16 protein-coding genes are annotated in these 16,986 nt (G+C 59.8%); 1 reads left to right on the forward strand and 15 read right to left on the reverse strand.

The window, feature by feature from the left end; translation table 11 throughout:
• Positions 1–7: 7 nt before the first annotated feature.
• From trpC to ACZ9H3_RS13340, 12 genes are all read right to left on the reverse strand, one after another.
• Positions 8–844, reverse strand: coding sequence for an indole-3-glycerol phosphate synthase TrpC (gene trpC / locus ACZ9H3_RS13285; RefSeq protein ID WP_476221064.1), 837 nt, complete (start codon positions 842–844; stop codon positions 8–10).
• Complete coding sequence (gene trpD / locus ACZ9H3_RS13290; RefSeq protein ID WP_189396007.1) at positions 841–1,890, reverse strand: anthranilate phosphoribosyltransferase; 1,050 nt, start codon at positions 1,888–1,890, stop codon at positions 841–843. Before trpD ends, trpC begins: the two co-directional genes overlap by 4 nt.
• Positions 1,891–1,899: 9 nt before the next feature.
• Positions 1,900–2,493 carry an aminodeoxychorismate/anthranilate synthase component II gene (locus ACZ9H3_RS13295; RefSeq protein WP_065759050.1) on the reverse strand — a complete coding sequence of 198 codons (594 nt, stop codon included), beginning with the start codon at positions 2,491–2,493 and terminating at the stop codon, positions 1,900–1,902.
• Positions 2,494–2,555: 62 nt separating this feature from the next.
• A complete protein-coding gene (gene trpE / locus ACZ9H3_RS13300; protein ID WP_330522813.1) occupies positions 2,556–4,037 on the reverse strand; it encodes an anthranilate synthase component I in 1,482 nt (493 codons plus the stop codon).
• A gap of 69 nt (positions 4,038–4,106) precedes the next feature.
• Positions 4,107–4,922 carry a phosphoglycolate phosphatase gene (locus ACZ9H3_RS13305; protein ID WP_330522814.1) on the reverse strand — a complete coding sequence of 272 codons (816 nt, stop codon included), beginning with the start codon at positions 4,920–4,922 and terminating at the stop codon, positions 4,107–4,109.
• Positions 4,919–5,593, reverse strand: coding sequence for a ribulose-phosphate 3-epimerase (rpe, locus tag ACZ9H3_RS13310; protein ID WP_065759018.1), 675 nt, complete (start codon positions 5,591–5,593; stop codon positions 4,919–4,921). The genes ACZ9H3_RS13305 and rpe overlap by 4 nt, the downstream gene beginning before the upstream one ends.
• Positions 5,594–5,731: 138 nt before the next feature.
• A complete protein-coding gene (locus tag ACZ9H3_RS13315) occupies positions 5,732–6,559 on the reverse strand; it encodes an ABC transporter permease (protein ID WP_065759019.1) in 828 nt (275 codons plus the stop codon).
• A gap of 11 nt (positions 6,560–6,570) precedes the next feature.
• Complete coding sequence (locus ACZ9H3_RS13320) at positions 6,571–7,818, reverse strand: ABC transporter permease (RefSeq protein ID WP_065759020.1); 1,248 nt, start codon at positions 7,816–7,818, stop codon at positions 6,571–6,573.
• A gap of 65 nt (positions 7,819–7,883) precedes the next feature.
• Positions 7,884–8,918 (reverse strand): ABC transporter substrate-binding protein, encoded by a 1,035-nt coding sequence (locus ACZ9H3_RS13325; protein ID WP_065759021.1) that lies wholly within the window; start codon positions 8,916–8,918, stop codon positions 7,884–7,886.
• A gap of 40 nt (positions 8,919–8,958) precedes the next feature.
• The gene (locus ACZ9H3_RS13330; RefSeq protein ID WP_102052157.1) at positions 8,959–10,083 is read right to left on the reverse strand and encodes an ABC transporter ATP-binding protein; all 1,125 of its coding nucleotides are present in this window, start codon (positions 10,081–10,083) and stop codon (positions 8,959–8,961) included.
• Positions 10,084–10,328: 245 nt separating this feature from the next.
• A complete protein-coding gene (locus ACZ9H3_RS13335) occupies positions 10,329–10,958 on the reverse strand; it encodes a response regulator (protein ID WP_065759023.1) in 630 nt (209 codons plus the stop codon).
• Positions 10,959–10,973: 15 nt separating this feature from the next.
• Positions 10,974–13,364: a PAS domain-containing sensor histidine kinase gene (locus tag ACZ9H3_RS13340; RefSeq protein WP_476221068.1), complete on the reverse strand. Its 2,391-nt coding sequence runs from the start codon at positions 13,362–13,364 to the stop codon at positions 10,974–10,976.
• A gap of 94 nt (positions 13,365–13,458) precedes the next feature.
• On the opposite strand from ACZ9H3_RS13340, the gene ACZ9H3_RS13345 reads away from it, so the two are divergent.
• Positions 13,459–14,460: an alpha/beta hydrolase family protein gene (locus ACZ9H3_RS13345; protein WP_476221070.1), complete on the forward strand. Its 1,002-nt coding sequence runs from the start codon at positions 13,459–13,461 to the stop codon at positions 14,458–14,460.
• On the opposite strand, the gene ACZ9H3_RS13350 is transcribed toward ACZ9H3_RS13345, so the two are convergent.
• From ACZ9H3_RS13350 to ACZ9H3_RS13360, 3 genes are read right to left on the reverse strand one after another with little or no spacing between them, the layout of a single operon-like run.
• The gene (locus ACZ9H3_RS13350) at positions 14,457–15,221 is read right to left on the reverse strand and encodes a TerB family tellurite resistance protein (RefSeq protein ID WP_102052160.1); all 765 of its coding nucleotides are present in this window, start codon (positions 15,219–15,221) and stop codon (positions 14,457–14,459) included. The genes ACZ9H3_RS13345 and ACZ9H3_RS13350 overlap by 4 nt on opposite strands.
• Before the next feature lies 1 nt (position 15,222).
• Positions 15,223–15,897: an N-acetylmuramate alpha-1-phosphate uridylyltransferase MurU gene (gene murU, locus ACZ9H3_RS13355; protein ID WP_102052161.1), complete on the reverse strand. Its 675-nt coding sequence runs from the start codon at positions 15,895–15,897 to the stop codon at positions 15,223–15,225.
• A complete protein-coding gene (locus ACZ9H3_RS13360) occupies positions 15,894–16,919 on the reverse strand; it encodes an aminoglycoside phosphotransferase family protein (RefSeq protein ID WP_330522817.1) in 1,026 nt (341 codons plus the stop codon). Before ACZ9H3_RS13360 ends, murU begins: the two co-directional genes overlap by 4 nt.
• Positions 16,920–16,986 lie beyond the last annotated feature (67 nt).

Consider the following 16,986-nt stretch of genomic DNA (forward strand, 5'->3'; position numbering starts at 1 on the left):
GGGTTGATCAGTCCAGACCTGGAACCAGATTCTGTGGCACACGCTCAGGGAAGAACAGACGCTGCAGTTCATAACCTGGATTGTCCGCGCGCATGAACGCTTCGCCGACCAGGAAAGAATACACCTCATTGATTTCCATCAACTCGACGTCGGCACGGGTCAGAATGCCGCTTTCAGTAATTGCCAGACGATCACGCGGAATGCGTGGCAACAGGTCGAGCGTCGTTTCCAGGCTCACCTCGAAGGTGTGCAGGTTACGGTTGTTGACACCAACCAGCGGGGTATCAAGGACGTTCAATGCCCGATCGAGTTCATCACCATCATGCACTTCGACCAATACATCGAGGCCGACACCTTTGGCGGTGGCCGCCAGCTCAGCCATCTTCACGTCGTCCAACGCGGAAACGATCAGCAGTACGCAGTCAGCACCCAGGGCTCGCGCTTCGACGATCTGGTAAGGATCGATCATGAAATCCTTGCGGATAACGGGCAAGGCACAAGCCGCTCGGGCCTGCTGCAAATACACATCAGCGCCCTGGAAGTAGTCGACGTCGGTCAGTACCGACAGGCAGGTTGCCCCACCCTTCTGGTAACTGACCGCGATGTCGGCCGGAACGAAGTGCTCGCGAATGACACCCTTGCTCGGCGAAGCTTTCTTGATTTCAGCAATAACCGCTGGCTGCTTGCGTGCCGCCTGCTCGATCAGCGCCTTGGCAAAACCACGAGGCGCATCGGCGCTGGCCGCCAGACGCTCAAGTTCGGCCAGGCTCACCCGGGCGCTGCGCTCGGCGACTTCTTCGACCTTGCGCGCGAGGATTTTTTCCAGAACCGTCGGCACACTCATCCTTCATTCTCCTGCTTGAATACAGCGGTAAACGCACCCAGCTCCTCGAGTTTTTCACGAGCAAGACCGGTGTGCAGCGCATCATGTGCCAACGCGACGCCCTCTTTGAGCGAAGAGGCGTGGTCTGCGGCATACAGTGCTGCGCCCGCATTAAGCACGATCATTTCTGCAGCCTTCTGACCGTTTTCAGTCTTGCGTCGGCCCAAGGCATCGCGAATCAGCTCCAGCGAAGCCGCCGGGCTTTCAACCGACAACCCATGCAGACTCTGGCTTTTCATGCCAAGGTCTTCAGGCTCGACCCAATACTCGGTAATCTGGTCGTTCTTCAATTCCGCCACAAAGGTCGGCGCGGCCAGGCTGAACTCGTCCAGACCATCCTTTGAATGCACCACCAGTACATGTTTGCTGCCCAAGCGTTGCAGCACTTCGGCCAACGGCCGGCACAGCGCTTGAGTAAACACACCGACCACCTGGTGCTTCACGCCGGCAGGATTCGTCAGCGGGCCAATCATGTTGAACAGGGTGCGCAACCCCAGATCACGGCGAGGGCCAGCAGCGTGCTTCATTGCCCCATGGTGCGACTGGGCAAACATGAAGCCGATACCAACGCTGTCAATGCAACGAGCCACTTGAACCGGGGTCAGGTTCAGGTAGATACCGGCGGCCTCAAGCAGATCGGCACTGCCACTCTTGCCCGAAACGGCACGGTTACCATGTTTGGCAACCGTGCAACCCGCCGCTGCCACCACAAATGACGAGGCAGTGGAGACATTAAAGATGTTCGCGCCGTCGCCGCCGGTGCCGACGACATCGACAACACCGGCAAGGGTGTTGAGTTCAACTTTATCCGCCAGCTCACGCATCGCCGAGACGGCACCGACGATTTCGTCAATGCTCTCGCTCTTCATGCGCAGCCCCATCATGAAAGCGCCGATCTGCGCTTCGGTGCATTGGCCGGTCATGATCTGACGCATGACGTCGCGCATTTCATCGGTGGAGAGGTCCAACTGACTGACGATACGGGCCAGCGCGCTCTTGATATCCATGTTCGATCCTTAGCGGTGGCCGCCGCTCTGCTTGAGGAAGTTGGCGAACAGCTCGTGGCCCTGTTCAGTGAGGATCGACTCAGGGTGGAACTGCACCCCTTCGATGTTCAGTGTCTTGTGCCGCAGGCCCATGATTTCATCGACAGAACCATCTGCCAGCGCAGTCCAGGCGGTGACCTCAAGACACTCCGGCAAGGTTTCGCGCTTGACCACCAGCGAGTGGTAGCGGGTTACGGTGAGCGGATTGTTCAGGCCCGCAAATACGCCGAGGTCGCGGTGGAACACCGGGCTGGTTTTGCCGTGCATCACCTGGCGGGCACGCACCACGTCCCCGCCAAAGGCCTGGCCGATGGACTGGTGGCCCAGGCAGACACCGAGAATGGGCAATTTCCCGGCAAAATACTTGATTGCCTCCAGCGACACACCTGCTTCGGTTGGGGTGCAAGGGCCGGGGGAAACAACGATACGTTCGGGCTTGAGCGCCTCGATCTGGGCGATGGTCAGTTCGTCATTGCGAATGACCTTGACCTCTGCACCCAACTCGCCAAGGTACTGCACGACGTTGTAGGTGAAAGAGTCGTAGTTGTCGATCATCAGTAACATCTGGTCAACCTCTTGAGTCTGCTGACTCTGAATACCTGTCTTGCGCCGAAAAGGCGCCATCTTCACTGGCGTGGCGTCTGCTCGGCCAAGGCTACGGCCCGGAACATCGCGCGGCGCTTATTGATGGTTTCTTCCCATTCCAGCGCGGGCACCGAGTCGGCGACGATGCCGCCACCGGCCTGTACATGCAACTCGCCGTCCTTGATCACCGCCGTGCGGATCGCGATGGCGGTATCCATGTTGCCGTTCCAGGCGAGGTAACCGACCGCACCGCCATACACGCCGCGCTTTACCGGCTCCAGCTCGTCGATGATCTCCATCGCACGGATCTTCGGCGCACCCGACAAGGTACCCGCCGGAAGAATCGCGCGTAGCGCATCCATGGCCGAAAGACCTTCCTTCAGTTGACCAGTAACGTTAGAGACAATATGCATCACATTGGAGTAGCGCTCGATTACCATTTTCTCGGTGACCTTGACCGAGCCGGTTTCGGATACCCGACCGGTGTCGTTACGCCCCAGATCAATCAGCATCAGGTGCTCGGCGATCTCCTTGTCATCGGACAGCAGGTCTTCTTCCAGGGCACGGTCGGCTTCTTCGGTTGCACCGCGTGGACGGGTACCGGCGATTGGACGTACGGTGACCAGGTTGTCCTCGACGCGCACCAGTACTTCCGGCGAACTGCCAACGACGTGGAAGTCGCCAAAGTTGAAGAAGTACATGTACGGCGTCGGGTTGAAGCAGCGCAGCGCACGGTACAGGTCGATAGGCGCGGCACTGAAATCAATGGACATACGCTGCGACGGCACAACCTGCATGCAGTCGCCCGCCAGGATGTACTCCTTGATGGTATCGACAGCACGCTCGTAGTCGTCCTGCGTGAAACTGGAGCGGAATGCGGGCTCGGCAGCCTGCAACCCCTTGAAATCCAGGCCACGGCGCGGCGTGATCGGCTGACGCAGTTGCTCGAGTAATTGCTCGAGGCGCGCCTGACCTTCTTCGTAGGCGTTTTCCTGCGCCGGGTCGACCAGCACGATCGCATGGATCTTGCTGGCCAGGTTGTCGAACACCACGACGGCATCGGAAACCATCAGCAAAATATCCGGCACACCCAACGGGTCTGGATTCGGGCATTTGCCCAGGCGCTTTTCCACATAGCGCACGCAGTCATAGCCAAAGTACCCCACCAGACCGCCGTCGAAACGCGGCAGACCCGCGATCGTCGGCACCTTGTAGCGATCTTTGAAGGCCTCGACGAATGCCAACGGATCGTCGACATCATGCCGCTCGACTTCTACACCGTCATGGCTGATGCGAACCTGATAGTCATGCACACGCAACACCGTGCGGCACGGCAAGCCAATGATGGAATAACGCCCCCATTTTTCACCGCCCTGCACGGATTCGAGCAGGTAGGAGTTGGGCTGGTCGGCCAGTTTCAGGTAAATGGACAGCGGCGTGTCGAAGTCAGCCAGGGTTTCGCAGGCAAGCGGAATGCGGTTGTAGCCGGCTGCGGCCAGGCGCAGGAATTCTTCGCGGGTCATGATAGCCTCGTGGCAAGGAGCTATGGGTCGGGCAAGCAAACGTGCCGGGTCAAGCCGGCTAGATAGAAGTCAGGCGCGCCAACGCCAACGGGCCAGTGCCTTGATGACTTTCATCCAGAGTTTGCAGGTGACCACCACGATGGAATCTCTATCAGGGGGGGATTGAACGTCCGACATTAGCTCAGTGTCTGCTTCTAAGCAACCAGGCAAGAGTGCACGAAGGTCATCAATCACCAATGTGGGTGACTCCTCGGCTATCGGACGACCATGGTTATAGCCATAGCTGAGTGCAACACACTTGACGCCAGCAGCCTTCGCCGCCAGCACATCGCTGCGCGAATCACCGACAAACAGCGCGTTTTCTGGCAGCACATTCGCCATTTTCATAACGAACATCAGCGCTGCCGGGTCTGGCTTCTGCTGCGGCAAGGTATCGCCGCCGATGATCCAGCGAAAATAACGGCCGATTTTCATCTGGTCCAGTAACGGGCCAACAAAGCGTTCAGGCTTGTTGGTGATCAGGGCCATTTCCACGCCCTGCTTGCGCAACCAACGCAGCGTATCCTTCACGCCAGGGTAAACCGCCGACAGCGCATGGCTTTCAGCATAGGCCTGCATGAAAATCTCCAGGCCCTTCTCCGCCTCGTCTTCATCAACGGCGGAGTGATCCAGGCCACCGGCCAAGGCGCGGCGTACCAGTACCGCAGCGCCGTTACCGACCCATTGGCGTACAGCCTCAAGGCCAACCGGACGACGGCCCATTTCGAGCAGCATCTGGTCCACTGCGACCGCCAGGTCCGGTACCGAGTCGATCAGCGTGCCATCCAGATCGAACATTACCAGCCTGGGCAGGCTGCCCGGGAACAGCTGCTCGAAACCACTCATGGCCGTGCCAAAGCCAGTTCAGCATGCATTTTAGCGATGACTTCGCGGTAGTCCGGCGCATTGAAGATCGCAGAGCCCGCAACAAAGGTGTCAGCGCCAGCAGCAGCGATCTCGCGGATGTTGTTGACGTTGACGCCGCCATCGATTTCCAGACGGATATCGCGACCACTGGCCTGGATCAGCGCGCGAGCCTCACGCAGCTTGTCGAGGGTGCCGGGAATGAACTTCTGACCACCAAAGCCTGGGTTGACGCTCATCAACAGGACCATGTCGACCTTGTCCATGACGTACTTCAAGGCATCGAGCGATGTTGCCGGGTTGAACACCAGGCCCGCCTTGCAGCCACCATCACGGATCAGTTGCAGCGAGCGGTCGATGTGCTGGGAAGCTTCTGGGTGGAAAGTGATGTACGTCGCACCGGCTTCAATGAAATCGCCAATGATGCGATCTACCGGACTGACCATCAGGTGCACGTCGATCGGCGCAGTGACGCCATACTTGCGCAGCGCACTGCAGACCATCGGGCCGATGGTCAGGTTGGGGACGTAGTGGTTATCCATGACATCGAAGTGAACGATGTCGGCTCCGGCCTCCAGCACATTGTCGACTTCCTCGCCCAGGCGAGCGAAATCGGCAGAGAGAATGGAGGGGGCAATAGCGTAGGGCTGCATGGCGCACCTGTAGGGCAGAAATCACGGTGGTGCGCATTGTAGCTCAAGCGACCGGCCAAGGGCTGACCGGTATCAATCACAGCGACAAACAGGTACCAAGGCGTGCCCCCCAGGTTTTGCACCTGAGGGGCACAGGCATCAAGCCGGCTGCTGGGTGCGCAGTTTTTCGCTACGCCCACGCAACCATTCCAGGGTCAGCAGCAGGAGCACCGAGAATGCAATCAGCAAGGTCGCGGCCGCCGCAATGGTCGGGCTCAGGTTCTCACGGATACCGCTGAACATTTGCCGTGGCAAGGTCGCCTGCTGCGGGCCAGCAAGGAACAGGGTGACCACCACTTCGTCGAACGAGGTCGCAAAGGCGAACAAGGCTCCGGAAATGACGCCAGGTGCAATCAATGGCAGGGTCACACGGCGGAACGCTGTCAATGGCGATGCACCCAGGCTGGCCGCTGCACGCACCAGGTTATGGTTGAAGCCCTGCAGGGTTGCCGAAACCGTGATGATCACAAACGGCACACCCAGCACGGCATGCACCAGGATCAGCGAAATGAAGCTGTTTCCCATGCCCAGCGGTGCGAAGAACAGGTAGCTGGCCACACCGATGATCACCACCGGCACCACCATCGGCGAAATCACCAATGCCATCACCAGCGATTTACCGGGGAAGTCGCCACGGGTCAGGCCAATCGAGGCCAACGTACCGAAGACCATTGCCAGCACCATGGCCGCTGGCGCAACGATGATGCTGTTCTTCAGTGCGCGCATCCACTCCGCCGAAGCGAAGAAGTCCTGATACCAGTGCAGCGAGAAGCCCTGCAGCGGGTAGACCAGAAAACTGCCCGAGTTGAACGACAGTGGAATGATGACCAGCACCGGCAACACCAGGAACAGCAGGATCAGCCCGCAGAGGATACGCAAGCTGTAGAACCAGACCCGCTCGATAGGCGACATGTAAGGACTCAACATGGAAAGGCTCCTCAGCTCAGACGACGGCGGCTTGAACCGACCAGCCAGCTATAGATCAAGTACAACAGCACGGTGGCAAGCAACAGCAAACCGCCCAGCGCCGTGGCCATACCCCAGTTGATACTGGTGTTGGTGTAGAAGGCGACGAAGTAGCTGACCATCTGGTCGTTCGGGCTACCCAGCAACGCCGGGGTGATGTAGTAACCGATCGCCAGGATGAACACCAACAGGCAGCCTGCGCCAACGCCCGCATAGGTTTGTGGGAAGTACACCCGCCAGAAGCTGGCGAAAGGATGGCAACCCAGCGAGATGGCTGCACGCATGTAAGTCGGCGAAATGCCCTTCATCACGCTGTAAATCGGCAGGATCATGAACGGCAGCAGGATATGCACCATGGAGATGTACACACCGGTCCGGTTGAACACCAACTCCAGTGGCTTGTCGATGATGCCGATCGCCATCAGTGCGCTGTTGATCAAACCACCAGACTGCAACAGCACGATCCAGGCGGCAACACGCACCAGGATCGAGGTCCAGAACGGCAACAGCACCAGGATCATCAGCAGGTTGCTCTGGCGGGTTGGCAGGTTGGCAAGCAGATACGCCAACGGATAGGCCAACAGCAGACAGATGCCGGTGATGACGAAGCCCATCCACAGGGTACGGGCGAAAATGTCCAGGTAGATCGCCTGGTCAGGGGTGGCCGGGGCCAGCTCGCCCAGATCGTCGATACGATGGTCCAGGGAAGCCAACAGGTAGAACGGGGTGATACTACTGGTGTTACGGCGGATCGCCTGCCAGTAGGCGGGGTCGCCCCAACGCTCGTCCAACTCCTGCAGCGCTTCTTTATAAGAAGCCGGCTCGGCCTTGAACGGAAGGGCACGGGCAGTCTTGGCCAACAGGCTACGGTAGCCAGCCAGCTCCATGTTCAAACGCTTGGACAGGTCGCCCAAGGTCTGGTTCTTGCGCGATTCGGCGAGGTCGTCGGCCAATGCCTTGTACACCGGCTCGGCCGGCAGGCTCTTGCCATCCCACTCGCTGACCGCAACGACGGTACGCGGCAAGCCGCTGACCACCTCAGGGTTACCGACACTCTTGTACAACAGCGCAGCGATAGGCACCAGAAACACCAGCAGCAGAAACACTGCCAGAGGTGCGATCAATGCCTGCGCCTTCCAGCGGTTGACCCGCTCGGCATGCGCCAGGCGACGCTTGAGGGAAGGACCGGTGCCTTCGTTCAGGGGCACTGCGATGGCCATAGCGAACTCCGAAAAACTTGATCAAAAGGCGCGTCACCGGAAGGGTGACGCGCCATCAGCACGGCTTACTTGGCTGCCCACGCGTTGAAGCGTTGCTCCAGTTGCTCGCTATTGTCGGCCCAGAACGCCACGTCGATTTGCACCTGATTGGCGATGTTTTCCGGGGTGGTCGGCATGTCTTTCTTGATGCTGTCAGACAACAGGGCGACAGCTTTCGAATTCGCCGGACCGTAAGCGATGTTTTCGGAGTAGGTCTTCTGCTGCTCTGGCTTGACCGAATAGGCGATGAACTTCTTCGCCTCTTCAAGGTTTTTGGCACCCTTTGGAATGGCCCAAGCGTCGAAGTCGTAGATACCGCCGTTCCACACCACCTTCAGGTTGCTTTCTTTCTGAACGGCGGCGATACGACCGTTGTAGGCCGAGCTCATGACCACGTCACCCGAGGCCAGGTACTGCGGTGGCTGAGCACCGGCTTCCCACCACTGGATGCTTGGCTTGAGTTCATCAAGCTTCTTGAAGGCGCGATCCTGGCCTTCCTTGGTCGCCAGCACTTTGTAGACTTCCTTCGGCGCGACACCGTCGGCCATCAAGGCGAATTCCAAGGTGTACTTGGCGCCCTTGCGCAGGCCACGCTTGCCCGGGAATTTCTTGGTATCCCAGAAATCGGCCCAGCTGGTTGGCGCAGATTTCAGTTTGTCGGCGTTGTAGGCCATCACCGTGGACCACACGAAGAAACCTACACCGCACGGCTGAATGGCACCGGGAACATAGTCGGACTCATCACCGAACAGCGCCGGGTCGAGCTCCTCGAACATGCCTTCGTCGCAACCACGCGCCAGCTCTGGCGATTCGACTTCGACCAGGTTCCAGGACACGCTTTTGGTGTCGACCATGGCTTTGACCTTGGCCATCTCGCCGTTGTACTCACCCGCAACAATCTTGCCGTTGCCAGCCTTTTCCCAAGGCTCGTAGAACGCCTTGGTCTGGGCTGCCTTATTCGCGCCACCAAAGGAAATCACAGTCAGATCGGCCGCCGCCATGGCCTGGGTTGCTGCGAACAGGCCCAAAGAAAGGGCGGTCAACTTCAAGTGCTTGAGCATTATTATTCTCTCCACAGTGCAGGGTTGGGTGAAGCAAACCTCAATGGGCTTCCAGGATCGGATCGAGCGCGCGACCGTGCTCGACCTCCCAGCCCAGCGGTACCACATCGCCCACAGCCAGGGCTGGGTCGAGTTCGGCAATCGGCTGCTTCACGAAGAAATCGGCCTTGCCGCAGACTTCCAGGCGCACCCTTACGTGGTCACCCAGGTAGACGAATTCGGCCACGCGGCCGGAGAAACGGTTGACGCAATGTTCGCTATGACCGTTGAGGCGCACGCGCTCAGGGCGAATCGAAAGGGTTACAGGCTCGCCCGGCTGACCGACGTTGACCGCCAGCGCCTCAACCTTCTCGCCACGCGCCAGTTGCACCTGGCAACGGTCACCGCTCTGGCTGAGCAAACGGCCATTGATACGGTTGTTCTCACCGATGAAGTTGGCAACGAAGGTGTTCTTCGGCTCTTCGTAGAGGGTGCGTGGGTCGGCGATCTGCTGAATCTCGCCTTGATGGAACACCGCCACCCGATCCGACATGGTCAAGGCTTCACCTTGGTCGTGGGTCACATACACCACGGTCACGCCAAGGCGTTGGTGCAGGTGTTTGATTTCCATCTGCATGTGTTCACGCAGCTGCTTGTCCAGCGCGCCGAGCGGTTCGTCCATCAGAACCAGCTGTGGCTCGAACACCAGCGCCCGGGCCAAGGCCACACGCTGCTGCTGACCACCGGAGAGCTGGCCCGGATAACGCTGGGCGAAGGCATCGAGCTGAACCATGTTCAGCACACGCTTGACCCGCTCACTGATGTCGGTCTTGCTCAGGCCGCGCACGGTCAGCGGGAACGCCAGGTTCTCGGCAACGGTCATGTGCGGGAACAGTGCATAGTTCTGGAACACCATGCCGATGTCGCGTTTATGCGGCGGTACATTATTGATCGAGCGACCCGCCAGTTGGATCTCGCCAGCGGTCGGGGTCTCAAAGCCAGCCAACATCATCAGGCTGGTAGTCTTGCCCGAGCCCGAAGGCCCCAACAAGGTGAGAAACTCGCCTTTGCGAATGTCCAGATTGAGGTCTTTGACGATTAGCGACTCGCCATCGTAGCTCTTCTGCACACCACGGAAGCTGACCAGCACTTCGCCGGTTGCAGCGCTCGAATTCACCTCACTCATACCCGTACCTTTTTGTTGGATGACTGCCGTAACACAAGCCTAGTGAAGGCAAAAGGCAGCGCAAATCGGGGGTGGAGAGAGATTGACATCAGCCGGGTGGAAGGGTTGTTGTAGGGATTGCCCTACAAGGATGGCGTTTTTAGATATCCGCCGACGCTACTGGAGCCCCCCAACCAATGCCGCCCCCGGCAGGACAGCGTGGGAAGGGCCCGATGGGCCGACGCAAGGTGTCGTATTCAGAACAGTCAGAGCAGCTTGTGCTCCATGGCGTACTTAACCAGCTCAGCCAGCGAGTTGACGTTGAGCTTCTGCATCAGCCGCGCCTTGTGCGTGCTGATGGTCTTGTTGCTCAGGGCCAGTTGCTGGGCAATGTCGTTGACATTGGCACCCTGGGCCAGGCGCTCGAAGACCGAAAACTCACGTTCGGATAGCAGCGAGTGCAGGGGGCGAGCGTCCGTCAGGCCTACCTCAAAGACCATTCGGTCTGCCAGATCGGGATCAATGTAACGCCCCCCTGAAGACACCCGGCGAATCGCCGTCAGCAACAAGGCAGGGTCACTGTCCTTGGTTGCATAGCCGGCGGCGCCAATCTTCAGCGCCCGTGCAGCCATCTGTGCTTCGTCATGCATCGACAGCACCAGGATCGACGGCGGGTTGTTCAGCGCCCGGATACGCGGGATCGCCTCAAGACCATTGACGCCTGGCATCGAGATGTCCAGTAACACCACTTCGCACTCGGTATGACGCAAGGTATCGAGTAGCTGCTCGCCATTGGCGGCCTCGCCCACCACCTGCATGTCCTTGGCCAGGCCGATCAATTGTTTGATGCCTTCGCGCACAATGGTGTGGTCTTCAGCAACCAGTACTCGTATCACGGCCCTGCTCCTGTGTTAATCCAAGGGAATCCGCACGCTCAGGCTGGTGCCCTCGCCCGGTTCACTGTCGAGTGTCATGGTGCCGCCCAGCATCAGCACCCGCTCGCGCATACCAACCAGCCCGAAGGAACTCGGGCGACTATCGTGCATGGCGAAACCAATACCGTCATCACTGATGGTCAGGCATAGCTGCTGCTCATCTTCGGTCAGGCTTATCTCTACAGTATGCGCCTGGGCGTGGCGCATCACATTGGTCAACGCCTCCTGCAAGATACGAAACAACCCCGTAGCCTTGGCATCGCTCAAGGGCGGCACGTTTTCAGGCACCTCCACCAGGCAAGGAATCTGCGTACGCGCCTCAAAGCGACGCGCCTGCCATTCGATTGCCGAAGCGATCCCGGCGTCGAGGATCGGCGGGCGCAATGCCGTCGCTACATCGCGCACCAGTTGAAAGAGCTGGGCAATCAGGCGTTTCATGCTCGCCAAGCGTTCATTCAAGCCGGGGTCGAGGTCGGCATAAGCAAGCTCGCACATCGATGTTTCCAGTTTCAGTACGGTGAGCATTTGGCCCAGTTCGTCATGCACCTCGCGGGCGATGCGGGCCTTCTCTTCCTCCCGGACGCTTTCCAGGTGCGCCGACAGCTCACGCAATTGCTCCTGCGAGCGCGCCAACTCCAGTTCGATCACCTTGCTCTGGGTGATGTCCCACACGATGCCGTCCCAGACCACACGCCCATCGCCCAGTGCCCGCGCGGTGGCCTTGATGTCGGCCCAGCGTATGTCGCCCTGACGCGTAACGATTCGCCCCTGCCAGGCCCAGTCACTGTCAGTCTCAAGTGCTCGGTCCTGGACCTGATGATAATGGGCACGGTCATCCGGATGAACCAGGCTGCGCAAGCCCATATGCGGGCGCTGGATTTCAGCCGGCGTATAGCCAACGAGTGCCTCACTGCCCTCACTGATGTAGGGGAACTCCAAGAGACCAACAGGCGGATCCCGCTCCAGGCGAAACACCAGGCCCGGGACGTTGGCGGCAATCCCCTTGAGCCGTGCCTCGCTTTCCTGTTGCGCCGCCAATGCACGGCGACGCTCGGTGACATCGGTCAGGAACACCACCAAGTACTCGGCATCACGAAAACGCAGGAAGCTCAGCGAAACATCCACCGGCAACAGTCGGCCATCAGCGCGCAGGCATTCGGTTTCAAAGCGTTGCGCCGCTTCGTCACAGGAACGCGCACGCTTCCACAGCGTCAACCAGCGATCCATGTGCAGATTGGGCTCGAAATCGATCAACGGGCGCTCCACCACCTGCCCCGACGCATAACCGAGCATCGCTTCGGCTGCGCGGTTGGCATAACGTACATGGCTGTCCCAGTTGACCCACAGAATGCCGACGGTACTTTGATCAATCGAGAACTGGCTCAAACGCAGCGCCTGTTCTCGCGCCAAACGCTGGGCAATATTGTCGCGCGCGGCGAGCAGGCTATGTTCCAGCGCATGCTGTTGACGCCGCTGCCAGAGCACAATGGCCATGGCGCTCAGCAACAACGCAAGCAGCAGCAGGCTCAGGTTTTGCCAGAAACCCGGCGACTCGCTCAGGCGCGGGTACTTGGGCTGCAGCCAACGGTTGTGCAGTTTCTCGAGGTCTTTGGGCGGAATCGCCTGCAGCCCCCGCTCAAGTATTTCCGCCAACTGCGGCCAGTCACGTCGCGAGCCGATACGCAGCAACTGCGGCAAGCCAATATCACCGACCACCGCCAGCTCGCTGAATTCGTTCTCGCGAGACAGACGGCTGAGCTGGGCTTCATCCACCACCGCGTAGCGTGCCTGTTCAGTGAGCAACAGCTGTAGAGCCTGGCGCTCCAGTGGCACACCTTGCACATTCAAATTGGGATAGGTGCTGCGCAAATAATCGGCCACCGCACTGGGCATGCGCACAGCCACGCGGTCCGTACTGCTGAGCTTTTCCAGGTCCACCGCTACGGCACCATTACGCGGGCCGACAATCAGCTGCGGCACACGCATGTACGGGTCGCTGAACAACCATAAGCGCAAGCCCGCAGGCGTTTGGGTCAGGCCTGGGGCCATATCGATTTCGCCGCCCACCAGCGCGTGCTCAAGCGCCGACTGGTCAGGATAGTTACGCCATGTCAGGTCCAGCCCCAAACGCTTGCCGAGCCAGTTCATCAACTCGACATTAACCCCCGAAAGCTGCTGAAGCCTGCGGTCGAATTGAGCATAAGGGGCTTGCAGTACCAAACCCACACGCAAGCTGCGATGTTCATCCAGCCACTGCTGTTGGGCCGGATCCAGCTGCAGCGGCGGCGTTGTCGATGCCGCTGCAGCCCACGCGATAAAGGGCAGACAAAAACAGCCGATAAACCACAAGCAGCGCAAACGCTTCATCTTGAATCTCGTCATAGAACGGACGGCCTCAGAGCATGGCCGTCCCGGACAAATACCTTTAGGCTGCCGGTAATAATCTGGCCTGGATAGATCCATGTTCCCACTGAATCGCACAACGCTTCCTGCGTTATGCCTGTCCTTGATACTACCTTGTACCCTAAACGCCGCAGATGGCGAAACGCCAGAGCCGGCGAAAGAGGCACAGCCGACGCCTGTGCAGCGCCAAGCCCTGAACGAACGCAGCCAGGACGATGCCTTGGCACTTGAGCGCCAAGTCCCAAAAGAAGAACAACAAACCCTGCAAGCCGGCAGCGAGAGCTTTCTGGCCCTCTGGAAGCCCGCCAATAGCGGCGACCCGGAAGGGGCATTGATCATGCTTGCGGGTGCCGGCGAAACCGCCGACTGGCCAAAGGCTGTTGGCCCACTACGGCGCAAATTTCCGGATGCCGGCTGGCACAGCCTTAGCCTGAGCCTGCCCGACCTGCTCGCTGACAGCCCGCAACCCCGGGCCGAAACACCGGCCAAGCCCGCAGAGCCCAGCGCAGAGGGCCAGCAGGCACCGGCCAAAGACACACCTGCCGACGCCAATGCCAGCGTTGAACAAGCCACGGCCGCCGAAGGCGAAAGTGCCGATAACAGCGAACCGGCAAAAACGCCGGAAGCTCAAAGCAACGCCGATGCCGAACGGATTTTTGCTCGCCTGGATGCGGCCGTCGCTTACGCGCAGCAACAGAATGCCCGTAGCGTTGTACTGCTCGGACATGGCACGGGGGCCTACTGGGCTGCTCGCTACCTGAATGAACGCCAACCGGCGCAGGTACAAAAGCTGGTCATGGTCGAAGCACAAACACCGGCCACTGCGGACCAGAACCTGACGGCCCTGGCACCGGGGCTGAAGCTGCCGACGGCCGATTTCTACTACAACCAGCCACGAGCCCGAAAGGCGGCCGAGCAGCGACTACAAGCCAGCAAACGGCTAAAAGGCAGCAACTACCACCAGGTGGTCCTCACTGCCATGCCCGGTAACCGCAACGCCGAACAGGAAAACCTGTTTCGCCGGGTCCGTGGCTGGTTGAGCCCCAGCCAGGACAACTAAAATCCCTGCCGCGTGCGGATGACCGAGTAAGCCTGATGCAGATCACGGGTGTACTCGGTCGCCTCCCGCACACGCTCAGGGCTCGCGCCACTACCCACTAATTTGTCGGGGTGGTGACGGCTCAACAAGCGCCGATAAGCACGCTTGATCTGCTCAGGCGCTGCGCCCACCTCGACACCCAGCAACTTCAGCGCATCCGGATACGCCAGGGTGGCACTGCCCAGCGCGGTTTTCTGAGGTTCATAGTCCTGCGTCAAGGCCTTCACCTTGGCGGCTGACCAGCCCAACGCCTGCCCCCATTGCACAATCAACTCACGTTCATGAGGGCTCGCCCGGCCATCAGCCCAGACCATCCGCAGACACGCACGCAAAACCCCTTCGGCAGCATGCGGTTGCTGCTTGAGGCGACGCAGATAGCGCCCGAGCCGCTCCCGTCCGTTCTTGCCCCGGTTGAACGCTGCAATCGCACGGCGCCGCGCCGGGTCGCTCATTTCCAGGCGCTGCATTTCCTGCCGTGCCTGCTGAATGTGCCCCTCCACCACTCGGCCGTCACTCTTGGCCAGCCGCCCCAACAGCAGGAACAACACCTCATCGTCACGCAACACGGGGCGACCACCCAAGCGCTCACGCACGTGCGCCCAGCTATGCAACTGCAGACGGCGGTCCATCGCCTGACCAAGTAACGCCCCCAGCAAGGCCCCAGGAATGCTGGCAATGGCGAAACCCGCCCCAGCACCAATCACTGTGCTCGGCCACAACATCTCAGCGGCGCTCGCCAGTCATGATGCGTTCGACATCGGCAAGACGCTCAAGCGTGCCCACATCCACCCAATGGCCAGCGAAGTGCTCGCCGCTCACCTGCCCCGTCGTCATCGCCTGGCGCAACAGCGGCGCCAGTTTGAACGCGCCTGGCTGGCAGTCGGCAAAAAGTGCCGGATCAAGCACGGCAATACCGCTGTAGGTCAGGGTGTCAGCCCCCGCCTCGGCGTCGAGCACCCGGCCATCGACCAAACGAAAATCACCCTTGCCGTGATGCCCGGGGTTATCCACCAGCACCAAATGCGCCAAACCCGCCAAGGGCTGACGCAAGCGGGCGAAGTCAAACTCGGTCCAGATATCGCCGTTAACCAGCGCAAACGGCGCATCACCCAGTAGTGGCAACGCCTTGTAGATACCCCCGCCGGTTTCCAGTGGTTCACCTTCCGCCGAGTACTGAATGCTAAGCCCCCACTGCGCACCGTCACCCAGGTAGTCTTCAATCTGCTGGCCAAGCCAGGCGTGATTGATCACGACATCCTTGAACCCGGCGGCAGCCAGTGCCTTCAGGTGATACTCGATCAACGGCACCCCCGCCACTGGCACCAAGGGCTTTGGGGTATGCAGCGTCAGCGGCCGCATGCGCTCGCCTTTTCCCGCAGCCAGGATCATTGCCTTCATGACCGCACTCCGGCTGCCTGCTGCAACTGCGTGATCAACTCACCGAGTTCAGCAAGCTCCGGACGACGGGCAACCACTGCATCTATATAAGCAAAGAAACGCGGCACATCACCCAGGTAGCGTGGTTTGCCATCGCGGTGGCAGATCCGCGCGAAAATGCCGATCACCTTCAGGTGGCGCTGCACGCCCATCAGGTCACTGGCACGGTGGAAACTGCCAAAGTCGCCTTGCACAGGGATGCCCCGGGCTTGCGCACGCTGCCAGTAATCACGCAACCAACCGGCTACGCGGGCCTCTGGCCAGCTCAGAAACGCATCTTTGAACAGGCAGGTGATGTCATAGGTGACCGGGCCATACACGGCATCCTGAAAATCCAGCACGCCCGGGTTCGGGGTACTGAGCATCAGGTTGCGCGGCATATAGTCGCGGTGCACCAGTACCTTGGGCTGATCCAGCGCACTGTCGATCAATAGACCGCTCACACGCTGCCAGGCCGCGTGTTGCGCCTCGCTGAAGGCAAGCCCCAGCTCCCGCCCCACATACCACTCAGGGAACAACTCCAGTTCACGGCGCAGCAGCGCGACGTCATAGCTGGGCAATGGCGCCGTCATGGGTAACCGCTGGAACGCTAACAGTGCGTCAACCGCATCATTGAACAAGGTGTCGGCATTGTCGGCATCAATGACATCCAGGTAAGTCTGGTTGCCCATATCACTGAGCAGCAGAAAGCCACGCTGCAGATCCTGCGCATAAATGTTCGGGACATGGATGCCGGCACTGGCCAGCAAATGATCGATATCCACGAAGGGCTTGCAGTTTTCCTGGGGCGGCGGTGCGTCCATGACGATAAAACTGCGGCCATTGGCTTCCCAGCGAAAGTAGCGGCGGAAGCTGGCATCGCTGCTGGCGGCAGTCAGGCTGCCTTGCGGCACCTCGCCCCAGCCCTGGGCCTGGAACAGATTTGCCAGTTGTTCATCGAGCCAGACATTCAAGTGTTGCAGGCGTACATCGTGATCGGGCATTACAAGGGTCTCCGACGGCCCTAGCCGTCAAGCGGGTCATGCTTTATTATCCAGCATCTTTTTCAGA

It is taken from the genome of Pseudomonas sp. TE3910 (genome assembly GCF_056279025.1).

What these genes read in the sequence shown, in the direction of transcription:
- ACZ9H3_RS13330 (WP_102052157.1), bottom strand. Translation starts at nt 10,083, where the DNA reads ATGAGTGAGGTGAATTCGAGCGCTGCAACCGGCGAAGTGCTGGTCAGC.
- trpE (WP_330522813.1), bottom strand. Translation starts at nt 4,037, where the DNA reads ATGACCCGCGAAGAATTCCTGCGCCTGGCCGCAGCCGGCTACAACCGC.
- ACZ9H3_RS13320 (WP_065759020.1), bottom strand. Translation starts at nt 7,818, where the DNA reads ATGGCCATCGCAGTGCCCCTGAACGAAGGCACCGGTCCTTCCCTCAAG.
- ACZ9H3_RS13295 (WP_065759050.1), bottom strand. Translation starts at nt 2,493, where the DNA reads ATGTTACTGATGATCGACAACTACGACTCTTTCACCTACAACGTCGTG.
- ACZ9H3_RS13315 (WP_065759019.1), bottom strand. Translation starts at nt 6,559, where the DNA reads ATGTTGAGTCCTTACATGTCGCCTATCGAGCGGGTCTGGTTCTACAGC.
- ACZ9H3_RS13325 (WP_065759021.1), bottom strand. Translation starts at nt 8,918, where the DNA reads ATGCTCAAGCACTTGAAGTTGACCGCCCTTTCTTTGGGCCTGTTCGCA.
- trpD (WP_189396007.1), bottom strand. Translation starts at nt 1,890, where the DNA reads ATGGATATCAAGAGCGCGCTGGCCCGTATCGTCAGTCAGTTGGACCTC.
- murU (WP_102052161.1), bottom strand. Translation starts at nt 15,897, where the DNA reads ATGAAGGCAATGATCCTGGCTGCGGGAAAAGGCGAGCGCATGCGGCCG.
- rpe (WP_065759018.1), bottom strand. Translation starts at nt 5,593, where the DNA reads ATGCAGCCCTACGCTATTGCCCCCTCCATTCTCTCTGCCGATTTCGCT.
- ACZ9H3_RS13350 (WP_102052160.1), bottom strand. Translation starts at nt 15,221, where the DNA reads ATGTTGTGGCCGAGCACAGTGATTGGTGCTGGGGCGGGTTTCGCCATT.
- trpC (WP_476221064.1), bottom strand. Translation starts at nt 844, where the DNA reads ATGAGTGTGCCGACGGTTCTGGAAAAAATCCTCGCGCGCAAGGTCGAA.
- ACZ9H3_RS13340 (WP_476221068.1), bottom strand. Translation starts at nt 13,364, where the DNA reads ATGAAGCGTTTGCGCTGCTTGTGGTTTATCGGCTGTTTTTGTCTGCCC.
- ACZ9H3_RS13305 (WP_330522814.1), bottom strand. Translation starts at nt 4,922, where the DNA reads ATGAGTGGTTTCGAGCAGCTGTTCCCGGGCAGCCTGCCCAGGCTGGTA.
- ACZ9H3_RS13360 (WP_330522817.1), bottom strand. Translation starts at nt 16,919, where the DNA reads ATGCCCGATCACGATGTACGCCTGCAACACTTGAATGTCTGGCTCGAT.
- ACZ9H3_RS13345 (WP_476221070.1), top strand. Translation starts at nt 13,459, where the DNA reads ATGTTCCCACTGAATCGCACAACGCTTCCTGCGTTATGCCTGTCCTTG.